The sequence below is a fragment of the Kitasatospora sp. NPDC087315 genome, assembly GCF_044744345.1.
GTDB lineage: Bacteria > Actinomycetota > Actinomycetes > Streptomycetales > Streptomycetaceae > Kitasatospora.
This window is the reverse complement of record NZ_JBIUYD010000031.1, coordinates 75462-88890: the sequence shown is the minus strand read 5'-3', so window position 1 is coordinate 88890 and position 13429 is coordinate 75462. Positions and strand designations below refer to the sequence as shown.

Sequence of the window (13429 nt, the reverse complement as noted above, 5' to 3'; positions counted from 1 at the left end):
CTGCAGGGGGGACCCTGTGGGAGAGTAGGACGCCGCCGAACAATTATTCCAGAGAACCCCCACCCGATTCCGGGTGGGGGTTCTCTGCGTTTACGGCCGTGTATTGCTGTGTATTTACGGCATCACGCGCAGGGCACGGTCGCGACGGCTGCTCGGACAGGGCACCCCGGCGCGCCGCTCCGCCGTCAATATGCCGCTAAAACCGCCTGATCAGCGCCCTGATCAGCGGAAAATCGCCTCCCACGCCGTAGTCTCGAAGGGGAGGGGAACAGGTGTCCGGGGGTGGCCCCCGGGCCGGGCCGGATCAAGAATGGTGCTCATGGGACGAGGCAGGCTGCGCATCTACCTCGGGGCGGCCCCCGGGGTCGGCAAGACGTACGCCATGCTCGCCGAAGCGCACCGGCGACTGGAGCGTGGCACGGACGTCGTGGTGGGGTTCGTCGAGGACCACGGGCGGCGGTACACGGCGGCGCTGGTGGCCGGCCTGGAGGTGGTGCCGCGCCGCGAGCTGGTCCATCGGGGCGCCGCGTTCACCGATATGGACCTGGACGCCGTGCTGGCCCGCCGCCCACAGGTGGCGCTGGTGGACGAGCTGGCGCACACCAACGTCCCCGGCTGCCGCAACGACAAGCGCTGGCAGGACGTCGAGGAACTGCTGGCGGCCGGGATCGACGTGATCTCGACCGTGAACATCCAGCACCTGGAGTCGCTCGGCGACGTGGTCGAGGGCATCACCGGGGTACGGCAGCGGGAGACCGTCCCGGACGAGGTGGTCCGGCGGGCAGACCAGATCGAACTGGTCGACATGTCACCGCAGGCGCTCCGCCGCCGCCTCGCACACGGCAACGTGTACGCGCCGGAGAAGATCGACGCCGCCCTGGCCAACTACTTCCGCCCGGGGAACCTGACCGCGCTGCGCGAGCTGGCGCTGCTGTGGACCGCGGACCGGGTCGACGAGTACCTGCAGAAGTACCGGGCCGAGCAGGGCATCGAAGGTACCTGGCAGGCCCGTGAGCGCATCGTGGTCGGCCTCACCGGCGGGCCGGAGGGCGCGACGCTGATCCGCAGGGCGGCCCGGATCGCCGCGCGCGGCTCCGGCGGCGAGCTGCTGGCCGTCCACATCTCCCGCTCGGACGGCCTGGTCGGCTCCGGTTCCGGCTCGCCGCAGGCACTGATCGAACAGCGGGCGCTGGTGGAGAGCCTGGGCGGCAGCTTCCACGCGGTGCTGGGCGACGATCCGGCGGCCGGGCTGCTGGACTTCGCCCGGGGCGTCAACGCCACCCAGATCGTGCTGGGCACCAGCCGTCGGCCGGCCTGGCAGTACATCTACGGTCCGGGCGTGGGCACCACCGTGACCCGGGACTCCGGCGACATCGACGTGCACATCGTCACCCACGAGCACGCCGCCAAGGGGCGCGGCCGGCTCCCGACCCGCCGGGTCACCGACCTGGGCCGTCCGCGGACCGTCACCGGCTGGCTGATCGGGGTGGGCGGGCCGCCGCTGCTGGCGCTGCTGCTCACCCACACCAACGGACTCGGCCTCTCCACCGACATGCTGCTGTTCCTGTCGCTGACGGTCTGCGCGGCGCTGGTCGGCGGGCTGTTCCCGGCGATCGCCTCCGCCCTGGTCGGCTCCTCGGCGCTGAACTACTACTTCGCGCCGCCGATTCACACCTTCACCATCTCCGAGCCGCAGAACATCATCGCGGTGGCGATATTCACCACCGTCGGCATCGCGGTCGCCTCCGTGGTGGACCTGGCCGCCCGGCGCACCCATCAGGCGGCCCGCAGCCAGACCGAGGCGCAGACGCTCAGCGCGCTGGCGGGCACCGTGCTGCGTGGCGCGCCGAGCGGGGAGGGTGTGCTGACGGCGCTGCTGGAGCAGGTCAGGGAGACCTTTCAGCAGGACTCCGCCGCGCTGCTGGAACGGCCGGACCCGCTCGGCCCGTGGCAGGCGGTCGCGACGGCCGGCCCGCACCCGCCGGGGCGTCCCGAGGCCGCCGACGTGGACGTGCCGGTCGGTGACACCCTGGCCCTGGTCCTACGCGGCCGGGTGCTGCCCGCCGAGGACCGCCGACTGCTCGGCGCCTTCGCCGCCCAGGCCGCGGTGCTGCTGGAGCGCCGCCGACTGGCCGGGGAGGCCGTCGCCGCCCGCCGGGAGGCGGAGGGGAACCGGATCCGCACCGCGCTGCTCGCCGCCGTCTCGCACGACCTGCGAACCCCGCTGGCGAGCATCAAGGCCTCGGTCAGCTCGCTCCGCTCGGCGGACGTCGAATGGGACGAGCAGGACGAGGCGGAGCTGCTGGCCGGCATAGAGGCCGGCGCCGACCGGCTCGACCATCTGATCAACAACCTGCTCGACATGAGCCGGCTGCAGACCGGCACCGTCACCCCGCTGATCCAGGAGACCGACCTGGACGAGGTGGTGCCGTTCGCGCTCGGCGGCGTGCCGCCGGACTCCGTGCGGCTGGACGTCCCGGAGACCCTGCCGATGATCCGGGCCGACGGCGGGCTGCTGGAACGCTCGCTCGCCAACCTGGTCGAGAACGCCGTCAAGTACAGCCCGGACGGCGTCAAGGTGCTGGTCAAGGCCGACGCCCTGCACCCGGTGGGCGGCCCCGGCCGGGTCGAGCTGCGGATCGTCGACCGCGGCCCGGGGGTGCCCGAGGACGCCAAGGAACGGATCTTCGCGCCGTTCCAGCGGTACGGGGACGCCCCGCGCGGCGCCGGAGTGGGCCTGGGGCTCGCGGTGGCGCGCGGCTTCGTCGAGGCCATGGACGGTACCGTCACCGCGGAGGACACCCCCGGCGGGGGCCTGACGATGGTGGTCACCCTGCCCGCCGCCGACCGCCCGCCGGAGCCGGACGAGAGCGGGCCGCCCGACGCGGCCCCGCCCGAGGCGGCGACCAGCCCGTCCCGTGTATGACCACGTCAGACCTTCCCTTCCGACAGCTGTGAAAGGCGGAGCCCGTATGACCCGGGTCCTCGTCGTGGACGACGAACCGCAGATCGTCCGCGCGCTGGTGATCAACCTCAAGGCCCGCAAGTACGAGGTCGACGCGGCCCACGACGGCGCGAGCGCGCTGGAGCTGGCCGCCGCCCGGCACCCCGACGTCGTCGTCCTCGACCTCGGTCTGCCCGACATGGACGGCGTCGAGGTGATCAAGGGCCTGCGCGGCTGGACCAGGGTGCCGATCATCGTGCTCTCGGCCCGGCACGCCTCCGACGAGAAGGTCGAGGCGCTGGACGCCGGCGCGGACGACTACGTGACCAAGCCGTTCGGCATGGACGAGCTGCTCGCCCGGATGCGCGCCGCCGTCCGCCGGGCCGAGCCGGTGGCCGGGGAGGACGACTCGCTGGTGGTCACCGACAGCTTCACCGTCGACCTCGCGGCGAAGAAGGTCAACCGGGACGGCACCGACGTCCGCCTCACCCCGACCGAATGGCATCTGTTGGAGGTACTGGTCCGCAACGCAGGCCGACTGGTCAGCCAGACCCAGCTGCTCCAGGAGGTCTGGGGCCCGGCCTACCGCACCGAGACCAACTACCTGCGGGTCTACCTCGCCCAGCTGCGGCGCAAGCTGGAACGTGACCCCTCGCACCCGCGGCACTTCATCACCGAGCCGGGCATGGGCTACCGCTTCGAGGGGTGAGCCCCGGGCACCGCCCCGATATCGCGGCCTGCCCTCGGGGCCCCCGAAACCGGTACCCTTCCGGCATGAGTGGTGACATCAGCAGCGACCAGCCGCAGGGCCGCTTCCGCCGCATGCTCAGCCGGCTGACCTCCTCCACCGAGGAGCTGCAGGCCGAGGAGTTGCGCCAGGAGAGCGCGGCGGAGTCGGGCTGCACCCCGATCGCCCGCTGCGGAGACCGTGAAGTGGTCACCGTGGCAGGCACCCTGCGGACCGTGACCCTCCGCCCGCGGGCCGGCGTGCCCGCGCTGGAGGCCGAACTCTTCGACGGCACCGAGGCGTTGGACGTGGTCTGGCTCGGCCGCCGCTCCATCGCGGGCATAGAGCCCGGCCGCCGGCTGGTTGCCAGCGGCCGGATCAGCCTGGCACGCGGGCGCCGCGTGCTGTTCAACCCCCGCTATGAGCTGCGTCCGGTCGGACACGGGAGCGAATGAGCGTGAGCAACCAGCCCGGCGGCGAGTCCGCCGCCCAGCTCGACCTGGCCGGGATCAACGACGCCGCCGAGAACGAGGCGGCCCGGCGGGCCGCCGCCTCCAAGGAGGCCGCCGACACCGTGATGCAGGCCTTCGGCGGCGTGCGCGGCATGATCGACATGACCCTGCCCGGCCTTGTCTTCATCGTCACCTACAACATCACCCACGAGGTGGCGCCGGCCGGCTGGGCGGCGCTCGGCCTCTGCGCGCTGTTCGTGGTGACCAGGCTCGCCAGGCGGGAGACCGTCCAGCACGCCTTCAGCGGGGTGTTCGGGGTCGGCCTCGGCGTCTGGATCTCGATGAAGACCGGCAAGGCCGAGGACTTCTATCTGCCGGGCCTGCTCTGGAACGTCGGCTACTGCCTCGGCTTCGCCGTCTCGGCCCTGGTCCGCTGGCCGCTGATCGGCGTGATGCTGGGCCCGATCACCGGGGAGATGTTCACCTGGCGCAAGGAGAACCCGGGCCGACTGGCCGCCTACACCAAGGCCACCTGGGCCTGGGTGGTGATCATGGGCATCAAGCCGCTGATCCTCTTCCCGCTGTACTTCTCCCACAACGTCAACCTGCTCGGCTGGCTGAAGGTCGCCTTGGGCATCCCGCCGATGCTGCTGGCGATGTACGTCACCTGGCAGATCCTGCTGAAGGCGCCGCCGCCGATCAAGGCGCAGCTGGACGACGAGCCGGCCGAAGAGGCCGACCGGCCGTAGGGCGTGTCCGACCAGGCCACGCGAGAGGGCCCGCACTCACCGAGTGCGGGCCCTCTCGCGTGGCGGTGGCGCTACTGGGCGCCGGAGGAGGCGGACAGCAGGTCCTCCAGCTCCTCCTCGCGTTCCTGCGCGGCGACGAAGAGCAGCTCGTCGCCGCCCTCCAGGGTGTCGTCCTTGCCCGGCGTCAGCACCCGGCCCTCGCGGATGATGGTCACCAGCGCGGTGTCGGGCGGCCACGGCACGTCGCCGACCCGGGTGCCGACCAGTTCGGTGTCCGAGGCCAGGGTCAGCTCGACCAGGTTGGCGTTGCCCTGGCTGAAGCGCATCAGCCGGACCAGGTCGCCGACGCTGACCGCCTCCTCGACCAGGGCGGACATCAGACGCGGGGTGGAGACGGCCACGTCCACGCCCCAGGACTCGTTGAAGAGCCACTCGTTCTTCGGGTTGTTCACCCGGGCGACCACCCGCGGCACGCCGTACTCGGTCTTCGCCAGCAGCGAGACGACCAGGTTGACCTTGTCGTCACCGGTCGCGGCGATCACCACGTGGCAGCGATGCAGCGCCGCCTCGTCCAGCGAGGTGATCTCACAGGCGTCGGCCAGCAGCCACTCCGCCATGGGGACCCGCTCCACCGAGATGGAGTTGGGGTTCTTGTCGATCAGCAGGACCTCGTGGCCGTTCTCCAGCAGCTCGCCCGCGATCGAGCGGCCGACGGCCCCGGCTCCGGCAATGGCGACCCGCATCAGTGACCCTCCTCCTTCGGCCCCTGCGCGAACGCGGCCTCGACCGCCGTCAGGTCGGCCCGGCGCAGCATCACGTGCACCAGGTCGCCTTCCTGCACCACCATCTGGGGCGTGGGCAGCACACCCTCGCCGAGCCGGGTGACGAACGCCACCCGGGTGTCGGAGGCCTCCTCGAGCGCGCTCAGCCGGTGGCCGACCCAGACCGGGTTGTACGCCACCTCGGCGAGCTGCACGGTGCCGCTCGGGTCCTGCCAGAGCGGCTCGGCGCCGCTCGGCAGCAGCCGGCGCAGCATCTGGTCGGCCGTCCAGCGGACGGTGGCGACGGTCGGGATGCCCAGACGCTGGTAGACCTCGGCGCGCCGGGGGTCGTAGATCCGGGCCGCGACGTTCTCCACGCCGAAGTTCTCCCGGGCGACCCGGGCCGCGATGATGTTGGAGTTGTCTCCGCTGGAGACGGCGGCGAACGCGCCGGCCTCCTCGATGCCCGCCTCGCGCAGGGTGTCCTGGTCGAAGCCGACGCCCGTCACCCGGCGCCCGTTGAACCCGGCGCCCAGCCGGCGGAACGCCGTCGGGTCCTGGTCGACGACGGCCACCGAGTGGCCCTGTTTCTCCAGCGCCCTGGCGAGGGCGGAGCCCACGCGGCCGCAGCCCATGATGACGATGTGCACCGGCGCTACCTCACCCGTCCCGTTGGGTTCTTGACCTGCGCAAACACCGTTCGTCATCCTTCCCCGCCCCGCCGTGCGGGGCGAGCGTCCTCAGGGGTGCTCGGCGCGACAATCCAAGTGTTGCCCGCCTGCTCGTATCCGACACGCTAGCCGGTCCGTCGAACGCGGTCGCGACGAAGGGGGGGAGATAAGTCAGACCACGCTCCGAACAGCCCCTACGATTCCTTAACGTGCCTATGCCGACTGACCTTCCGAAACGCATCCTGATCGGGCGTGCGTTGCGCAGCGACAAGCTCGGGGAAACGCTGCTCCCCAAGCGCATCGCGCTGCCCGTTTTCGCCTCGGACGCGCTCTCCTCGGTCGCGTACGCGCCCGAGGAGATCCTGTTGACGCTCTCCCTGGCGGGCGCCTCGGCCATCCATTTCTCCTGGCAGATCGGCGTTGTCGTCGCCATCGTGATGCTCGCGGTGGTGGCCTCGTACCGGCAGAACGTCCACGCCTATCCCAGCGGCGGCGGTGACTACGAGGTCGCCACCGTCAACCACGGGCCGAACTCCGGTCTGGTGGTCGCCAGCGCGCTGATGGTGGACTACATCCTGACCGTGGCGGTCTCGACCACCTCGGGTGTGGCCAACGTGGTCTCCGCGGTGCCCGCGCTGCGCGGGCACGAGCTGACCCTGTCCGTCGTCGTGGTCATCCTGCTGATGGGGATGAACCTGCGCGGGGTCCGTGAGTCCGGCACGGCCTTCTCCGTTCCGACCTACGCCTTCATGGCCGGTGTGCTCGGCATGGTCGTCTACGGGGTGATCCGGCATTTCGCCTTCGGGCAGGAGATGCCGGCCGAGAGCTCCGGTTTCCATCTGGCGGCCACCCCGGGCAATGATTCGCTGGCCGGCTTCGCGATGGTGTTCCTGCTGCTCAAGGCGTTCTCCTCGGGCTGTGCCGCGCTGACCGGTGTGGAGGCGATCTCCAACGGTGTGCCGGCCTTCCGCAAGCCGAAGAGCAAGAACGCGGCGACCACCCTGCTGATGATGGCCACCATCGCCGTCGTGATGTTCATGGGCATCATCTGGCTGGCCCGGCTCACCGGCGTCCAGATGGCCGAGAACCCCGTCGAGCAGCTCGGCGGCGCCCCGGCCGACTACCACCAGAAGACCGCGCTCGCCCAGATCAGCGAGGCCGTCTTCTCGAACTTCACGCCCGGGTTCTTCTTCGTCGCCGCCGTCACCGGCCTGATCCTGGTGCTGGCCGCCAACACCGCCTTCAACGGGTTCCCGGTGCTCGGCTCGATCCTGGCCCAGGACCGCTACCTGCCGCGCCAGCTGCACACCCGCGGCGACCGCCTGGCGTTCTCCAACGGCATCATCCTGCTGGCGCTGGCCGCGATCCTGTTCATCATCGCGTTCGACGCCGACCCGACCCGGCTGATCCAGCTCTACATCGTCGGCGTCTTCGTCTCCTTCAACATGAGCCAGTCCGGCATGATCCGGCACTGGACGCGGGAGCTGCGCGGCGAGACCGACCCGGCCCGCCGCCGCCACATGCAGCGCAGCCGGGCGATCAACACCTTCGGCCTGGTGATGACCATGGCGGTGCTGATCGTCGTCCTCGCCACCAAGATCAGCCACGCCTGGATCGCGATCGCCGCGATGATCGTGCTGTTCGTGATGATGAAGGCCATCCGCCGGCACTACGACCGGGTCTCCGAGGAACTGGTCGCCGCGGAGGAGCCGGACGACGTGGTGCTGCCCACCCGGGTGCACGCCATCGTGCTGGTCTCCAAGCTGCACAAGCCGGCGCTGCGCGCCCTGGCGTACGCGCGGCTGGCCCGCGCCCACACGCTGGAGGCCGTGACCGTGAACGTCGACCCGGCGGACACCGCGGCGCTGCGCAAGGAGTGGGACGAGCGCGGCATCGAGGTGCCGCTCAAGGTGCTGGACTCGCCGTTCCGTGAGATCACCGGGCCGGTGCTGGACTACGTCAAGAACCTGCGCCGCAGCAGCCCGCGCGAGGTGGTGTCGGTCTACATCCCCGAGTACGTGGTCGGCCACTGGTACGAGCACCTGCTGCACAACCAGAGCGCGCTGCGGCTCAAGGGACGCCTGCTCTTCAAGCCCGGTGTGATGGTGACCTCCGTACCCTGGCAGTTGGAGTCCTCCGAACGGCGCAGGCCGCAGAAGGCGTGGTCGGCGCCCGGTGCCGTCCGGCGTGGTGAGCCACGCGCACCGAAGGCCGTAAAGTCGAAGGTCTCCGCAACGCCCGACGCCACCGCTGACAGCAGCAAGGACTCCTCCCAGTGACCCGCAACACCCCGTCCCGCTCCAACGGCTCCTCGGGCAAGGGCGCCCGCAAGGGCGGTGCCAAGCCCGGCCAGGTCGCCCGTCCGCGCTGGGGCAAGCCGGTGCGTCCGGCTGCCACCGACCGCGAGGGCTTCACCGCGCAGACCGCCCCGCTCGCCCCGGGCGAGCGCGCCCCCGAGCGCCCGGCGGAAGCCGCCGAGGGCGCGGCCAAGCAGCCGAAGTCGGCGAAGTCGGCGAAGTCGGCAAAGCCCACGGGCGACCGTCCGCGCAAGCAGACCGTCCGCCCGCCCAAGGCGCTGCGCACCCCGCGCCCGCCGCGCGCCGAGGCCGCCCCCAAGGGACCCGGCGGCGACCCGCTGGTCGGCGAGCGGTACGAGGTCGAGGTCGGCCCGGTCGCGCACGGCGGCGGGCACTGCGTGGCCCGGCACGAGGGCCGGGTGCTGTTCGTCCGGCACACGCTGCCCGGTGAGCGGGTGATCGCGCTGGTCACCGAGGGCACCACCAAGTCCCGCTTCCTGCGGGCCGACGCGGTGGAGATCCTGGAGCCGGCCAAGGACCGGATCGCCCCGCCGTGCCCGTTCGCCGGGCCGGGCAAGTGCGGCGGCTGCGACTGGCAGCACGTCACCCCCGGCGGGCAGCGCAAGCTCAAGGTGCAGGTGCTCACCGAGCAGCTGGCCAAGCTGGCCGGGCTCACCCCGGCCGAGGCCGGCTGGGACGGCAGTGTCGAGCCGGTCGGCGGCAAGCTCCCGGCCGGGCAGGTGCCGGCCTGGCGCACCCGGGTGCAGTACACGGTGGACGCGGGGACCGGGAAGGTCGGCCTGCGCAAGCACCGTTCGCACGACATCCAGCCGGTGGACCACTGCCTGATCGCCGCCGAGGGCGTCAGCGAGCTGGGGATCGAGGCCCGTGACTGGCCGGGCGTCGCCTCGGTCGAGGTGATCGCCGCCTCCGGCTCCTCGGACCGCCAGGTGGTGCTGACCCCGGCGCCGGGCGCGCAGCTGCCGCTGGTGGAGCTGGACAAGCCGGTGTCGATCAGCCGGATCGACGAGCAGGGCAACGTCCACCGGGTGCACGGCCGCGCCTTCGTGCGCGAGCGGGCGGCCGGGCGGACCTGGCGGGTCAGCAACGGCGGCTTCTGGCAGATCCACCCCGAGGCACCGGACACCCTGGTGGACGCGGTCCTGGACGGCCTGGACCCGCAGTGGGGCGAGAACGCGCTCGACCTGTACTGCGGTGTGGGCCTGTTCGCGGGCGCGCTGGCCGACCGGGTCGGCGAGGACGGCGCGGTGCTCGGCATCGAGTCCGCCAAGCAGGCGGTGGAGGACGCCCGGCACAACCTGGCCGCGCTGGACAACGTCCGGATCGAGTGCGACCGGGTGGAGACGCTGCTGCCGCGCACCGGCATCACCGCCACCGACCTGATCGTCCTGGACCCGCCGCGGGCGGGCGCCGGGCGGGAGACCGTCGCGCACCTGGCCGGCCTGGCGGCCCGCCGGATCGCGTACGTGGCCTGTGACCCGGCCGCGCTCGCCCGGGACCTGGCGTACTTCCGCGAGGGCGGCTACCGGCCGGTCTCGCTGCGGGCCTTCGACCTGTTCCCGATGACCCACCACTTCGAGTGCGTGGCGATCCTGGAGCCGGTGGGGGAGCTCGCGCAGTAGCGGCGGCCCAGTTGTGACGGAGGCGGCATCCGGGGTTTCCCGGGTGCCGCCTCCGTGTGTCCGCGGGTGTGAGCGCCCGGGCGGGCGTGCCGTTCAGCGCTGGTCCGGCTCCCCTTCGTCGGCGCTGGGCGGCAGGGTGATCCCGTGCTGGGCGGCGAGCCGGAGCAGTCCGGCGATCCGGCCCTCGTACGCCTGGACGCCGTCGGCGTCCCCGTCGGCCCGGGCGGCCGCGAGTTCCTTGCGGGCCTGGTCGAGCTGCTCGCGCAGCTCCTGGTCGAACATGGCTGTCATTGCCGGCCTCCACACCGGTCGGTGCCGCTCCAGGGAATGCTCAGGGCAATTCAGAGTCTACGAAGGTGAAGAACTCTTCAAGTCTCGCTCCGATCGGTACCGCTCCGGTGCGCCCGGCGGTGTTCACCCCCGGATGTCCTGGCCGGTGGTCCGGCCGTCACTGGCACCGCCATTCTCGTCCCGGTCGCCCGGGCTCCGCCCTCGCGGCACCGGGCGCGGCCCGCGGCATGGCTGATCTGCTAGTTTCGCCGTGCCGTGCCTCGGCGTGAAGAGAGTGGCCACCTGCCTGCGTGCCGGATCGTGGCGGGCAGGTGCAACATGACAGCGAGGGGGCGGCGATGAACGGGTCGTTGCGGAGTACACGCCGGCTGGGCATCGCGGCCGCCGCACTGGCGCTCGCTCTGACCGCCTGCTCGTCCGGCGCCACGGGCAAGGCCTCGAAGCGGCTCATCCCTCCCGAGCAGGCCGTCCAGCAGCTGAGCGCCCTGCTCGACGAGTCGCTGTCCGAGGTCCGGCCGAAGCTGCGGTACCGGGACGAGTGGCCCCGCTCGACCGAGCAGTACTCCAGGGGGCTCGACGAGCATTCCCTCGGCTACGCGACCGCCTCCCGCCGGCGCCACATCATGACCAAGGTCTCGCCGGCCAAGTACGGCGTCCTGCTGGACATGGTCCGGCGCGGCTTGCAGGCCAGGGGCTACACGGTCAACTCGGCCGCCCCGGACCGGCTTGCCGTGTCCGCCACCACCCCGGACGGCTCCGGCGTGGGAATCACCATCCACCCCGCCGGCAACATCGACATCGGGGCGTCGGTCGGCCCCGTCCCGGTGGCCGACGGCCACGACTCCTTCGGCACCCCCACCCCCGAGCCGACCATGTCCAACGGCAATCCCGACATCCTCCCCAGGGACGACGACCCCTTCTGGTCGAACTGACCCCGGCCCACCGGGTCGGTGAGCCGGATCCGGGACCCGTGGCGCAGGACGCCGGACCGGTCGACTTCCTGCCGGAGCGAAGAGTCCGGTGGGCGCTTCCCCCGGCTCGCGAACGGAACTCCTCCGCGCCGCCCGACAACGGGGAGGGCGTGCGACGGCTTTGCATGCGCCCTTGTTGTGCTAGCACATCGGCGCTAGCTTGAGATTCATGGGTAAGAAGCAGCTGAACGTCCGGGTGGACGCCACCACCGCGGAGATGGCCCGGGAGCGGGCGGAGCAGCAGGGGATCAGCATGAACCAGTACATCGAGCGCCTGGTCCAGCAGGACATGGGCGAGGCCGGGCGGGCGTTCGTCGACGCCGCGGCGCAGTTCATGAAGGAGTACGAGACGGCCTTCCTGGCCGAGTTCGGCGAGCGGGGCGGCGCCGACCTGCAGGACGTGCGCCGTTGAACCTGGAGGTCGACCTCTCGTGGCTGCTCATGACCGCCGAGCAGTACACACCCGGTGACCCGCAGGTCACCGACTACGGGTCGCTGCTCGCCGCGGTCTCCCGCCATCAGGCCGAGATCTTCGACATCGCCGTCTACCCCGAACCGCAGGACCGCGCCGCCGCCCTGATGCACCAGCTGATCCGGGTGCCGGCCCTGGAGAAGACCAACGAGCTGTACGCCACCGCCGTCGCCTACGCCTACCTGGTGGCCAGCGGCTGCACGGTCGCGACCACCGCCCGCGAGGTGCGCAGCCTCGCCCGGGCCATCCGTGAGGGGCGGCTCGGCGTGGCCGGGGTCGCGGAACGGCTGGCGGCCTGGGTGGTGGACGAGGCCGAGGGGGAGGGCGTCAGCGGCGAGGACGACGAGGACTCGGACTGACGACCTCCCCCCACGGCGCACCCTGTGCGGGGTGCGCCGTACGGTCTACGCGCCGGCCGGGCCGGTCCCGGCGGGCTCGGCGATCAGGGCCGTCGCGAACGGGCGGAAGCCGGCCCGGCGGTAGATCCGGGCGACGTCCTCGTCGGCGGCGGACAGGAACACCGTCCGCACGCCGTTCGCCCGTGCGTGGGCGACCAGCGCCGCCGTGACCGCCAGACCGAGGCCGCGGCGGCGCGCCGACGGCAGGGTGCCGACACCGGCCACTTCGGTGACCGGGCCGACCGGGTTGTGCTGGCCCGCGCAGAGCGCCGAGCCGTTCTGGACGGCCGCGGCGAGCACGGTGCGCCCGGCGGCGATCCGCTCCGCGATCCGCGCGACGGAGCCGTCGGCCACCGAGCGTTCGGCCGCCGCCGCCAGCTCGTCCGTACCCGCGCCGCCCACGCCGGTGCCCGGCTCGGCGAAGGCCAGGTGCGGGACGGTCACCGCGCTCGCCAGGTCGGGGTCGCTGGCGGCCAGCACCCGGACCGACACCCCGTCCGGCGGCCCGGCCGGCCCGGCCGCCGCGTCCTCGGGGCCCAGCACCAGCAGCGGGTGCTCGTGCACCACCAGCCCGGCCTCCTCCACCGCCGCGCGCAGCAGCGGATCGTGCTCGGCCACCCACTCGAAGGCCTCCGGCAGACCCAGCTCGCGCTGGCGGGCCAGGACCAGGCGGACGTCCTCGGCGGTGGCCGCGGGGCCGCTGCGGCCCAGCGCCGGCCGGGCGTAGTACGGCCAGCCCTCGCCCTCGCGGACGAACAGGCTGAGCGGACCGAAGTCCTCGACCCGGGCGGCGCTGCGCGGTACGGCGTCGTAGTACCGCTCGATCTCGTCGAGGAGGGTCCGGTGGCCAGGGTGGTCGGGGTGGACGGAGTCAGGAGCAGCAGTAGTCACGCCGTGCATCCAAGCAGTCGGCCGCCGCTCCTGCCACCGCATTGGGCGCCGTCGGGATGCGGGCGGGACCGGCGGCGGTGAGGCGGTCCGGCGGTTCGTCAGGGGCCGTTCCGACAGGGGCATTTCGGATCGATTGTTGCCCAATGCTTACAGGCCGGGCGA

Annotated in this window: 13 protein-coding genes; 9 read left to right on the top strand and 4 right to left on the bottom strand. The window is 72.2% G+C overall.

The annotated features are described in order from the left end of the window. Positions 1–319 precede the first annotated feature (319 nt). From ACIO5D_RS33650 to ACIO5D_RS33635, 4 genes are all read left to right on the top strand, one after another. The gene (locus ACIO5D_RS33650) at positions 320–2926 is read left to right on the top strand and encodes a sensor histidine kinase KdpD (RefSeq protein WP_363615265.1); all 2607 of its coding nucleotides are present in this window, start codon (positions 320–322) and stop codon (positions 2924–2926) included. Between the two features lie 46 nt (positions 2927–2972). Next, positions 2973–3653 carry a response regulator gene (locus ACIO5D_RS33645; protein ID WP_363615267.1) on the top strand — a complete coding sequence of 227 codons (681 nt, stop codon included), beginning with the start codon at positions 2973–2975 and terminating at the stop codon, positions 3651–3653. 65 nt (positions 3654–3718) lie between these two features. Further along, on the top strand, positions 3719–4126 hold the full coding sequence (locus tag ACIO5D_RS33640; protein WP_363615269.1) for an OB-fold nucleic acid binding domain-containing protein: 408 nt from the start codon (positions 3719–3721) through the stop codon (positions 4124–4126). A 2-nt stretch (positions 4127–4128) separates the two neighbouring features. Continuing rightward, complete coding sequence (locus ACIO5D_RS33635) at positions 4129–4872, top strand: DUF3159 domain-containing protein (RefSeq protein WP_363615271.1); 744 nt, start codon at positions 4129–4131, stop codon at positions 4870–4872. Between the two features lie 71 nt (positions 4873–4943). Here the strand turns inward: ACIO5D_RS33635 and ACIO5D_RS33630 are convergent, their stop codons facing one another. Both ACIO5D_RS33630 and ACIO5D_RS33625 read right to left on the bottom strand, forming a co-directional pair. Then, positions 4944–5615 carry a TrkA family potassium uptake protein gene (locus tag ACIO5D_RS33630; protein ID WP_363607591.1) on the bottom strand — a complete coding sequence of 224 codons (672 nt, stop codon included), beginning with the start codon at positions 5613–5615 and terminating at the stop codon, positions 4944–4946. Continuing rightward, complete coding sequence (locus ACIO5D_RS33625) at positions 5615–6283, bottom strand: potassium channel family protein (protein ID WP_400651883.1); 669 nt, start codon at positions 6281–6283, stop codon at positions 5615–5617. Before ACIO5D_RS33625 ends, ACIO5D_RS33630 begins: the two co-directional genes overlap by 1 nt. 236 nt (positions 6284–6519) lie before the next feature. Between ACIO5D_RS33625 and ACIO5D_RS33620 the strand changes: the two genes are divergently transcribed. Both ACIO5D_RS33620 and ACIO5D_RS33615 read left to right on the top strand, forming a co-directional pair. Next, a complete protein-coding gene (locus tag ACIO5D_RS33620) occupies positions 6520–8583 on the top strand; it encodes an APC family permease (RefSeq protein WP_400761719.1) in 2064 nt (687 codons plus the stop codon). 356 nt (positions 8584–8939) lie between these two features. Next, on the top strand, positions 8940–10244 hold the full coding sequence (locus ACIO5D_RS33615; protein WP_363607597.1) for a class I SAM-dependent RNA methyltransferase: 1305 nt from the start codon (positions 8940–8942) through the stop codon (positions 10242–10244). 93 nt (positions 10245–10337) lie between these two features. Here the strand turns inward: ACIO5D_RS33615 and ACIO5D_RS33610 are convergent, their stop codons facing one another. Then, positions 10338–10535: a hypothetical protein gene (locus tag ACIO5D_RS33610; RefSeq protein WP_363607588.1), complete on the bottom strand. Its 198-nt coding sequence runs from the start codon at positions 10533–10535 to the stop codon at positions 10338–10340. A gap of 350 nt (positions 10536–10885) precedes the next feature. On the opposite strand from ACIO5D_RS33610, the gene ACIO5D_RS33605 reads away from it, so the two are divergent. The 3 genes from ACIO5D_RS33605 to ACIO5D_RS33595 all read left to right on the top strand — a co-directional run bounded on the left by ACIO5D_RS33605 (position 10886) and on the right by ACIO5D_RS33595 (position 12337). Next, positions 10886–11467, top strand: coding sequence for a hypothetical protein (locus ACIO5D_RS33605; protein ID WP_400651885.1), 582 nt, complete (start codon positions 10886–10888; stop codon positions 11465–11467). 208 nt (positions 11468–11675) lie between these two features. Next, positions 11676–11918 (top strand): toxin-antitoxin system HicB family antitoxin, encoded by a 243-nt coding sequence (locus ACIO5D_RS33600; protein WP_363607586.1) that lies wholly within the window; start codon positions 11676–11678, stop codon positions 11916–11918. Next, complete coding sequence (locus ACIO5D_RS33595) at positions 11915–12337, top strand: fic family toxin-antitoxin system, toxin component (RefSeq protein WP_363607585.1); 423 nt, start codon at positions 11915–11917, stop codon at positions 12335–12337. Before ACIO5D_RS33600 ends, ACIO5D_RS33595 begins: the two co-directional genes overlap by 4 nt. A gap of 45 nt (positions 12338–12382) precedes the next feature. On the opposite strand, the gene ACIO5D_RS33590 is transcribed toward ACIO5D_RS33595, so the two are convergent. Beyond that, entirely contained in the window at positions 12383–13276 is an 894-nt protein-coding gene (locus ACIO5D_RS33590) for a GNAT family N-acetyltransferase (protein WP_400799742.1), read from the bottom strand. Between the last annotated feature and the right edge of the window lie 153 nt (positions 13277–13429).

Excerpts from the sequence above, each read along its gene's own strand:
- ACIO5D_RS33650 (WP_363615265.1), top strand. The coding sequence starts at position 320 with ATGGGACGAGGCAGGCTGCGCATCTACCTCGGGGCGGCCCCCGGGGTC.
- ACIO5D_RS33645 (WP_363615267.1), top strand. The coding sequence starts at position 2,973 with ATGACCCGGGTCCTCGTCGTGGACGACGAACCGCAGATCGTCCGCGCG.
- ACIO5D_RS33640 (WP_363615269.1), top strand. The coding sequence starts at position 3,719 with ATGAGTGGTGACATCAGCAGCGACCAGCCGCAGGGCCGCTTCCGCCGC.
- ACIO5D_RS33630 (WP_363607591.1), bottom strand. The coding sequence starts at position 5,615 with ATGCGGGTCGCCATTGCCGGAGCCGGGGCCGTCGGCCGCTCGATCGCG.
- ACIO5D_RS33620 (WP_400761719.1), top strand. The coding sequence starts at position 6,520 with ATGCCGACTGACCTTCCGAAACGCATCCTGATCGGGCGTGCGTTGCGC.
- ACIO5D_RS33610 (WP_363607588.1), bottom strand. The coding sequence starts at position 10,535 with ATGACAGCCATGTTCGACCAGGAGCTGCGCGAGCAGCTCGACCAGGCC.
- ACIO5D_RS33600 (WP_363607586.1), top strand. The coding sequence starts at position 11,676 with ATGGGTAAGAAGCAGCTGAACGTCCGGGTGGACGCCACCACCGCGGAG.
- ACIO5D_RS33590 (WP_400799742.1), bottom strand. The coding sequence starts at position 13,276 with ATGCACGGCGTGACTACTGCTGCTCCTGACTCCGTCCACCCCGACCAC.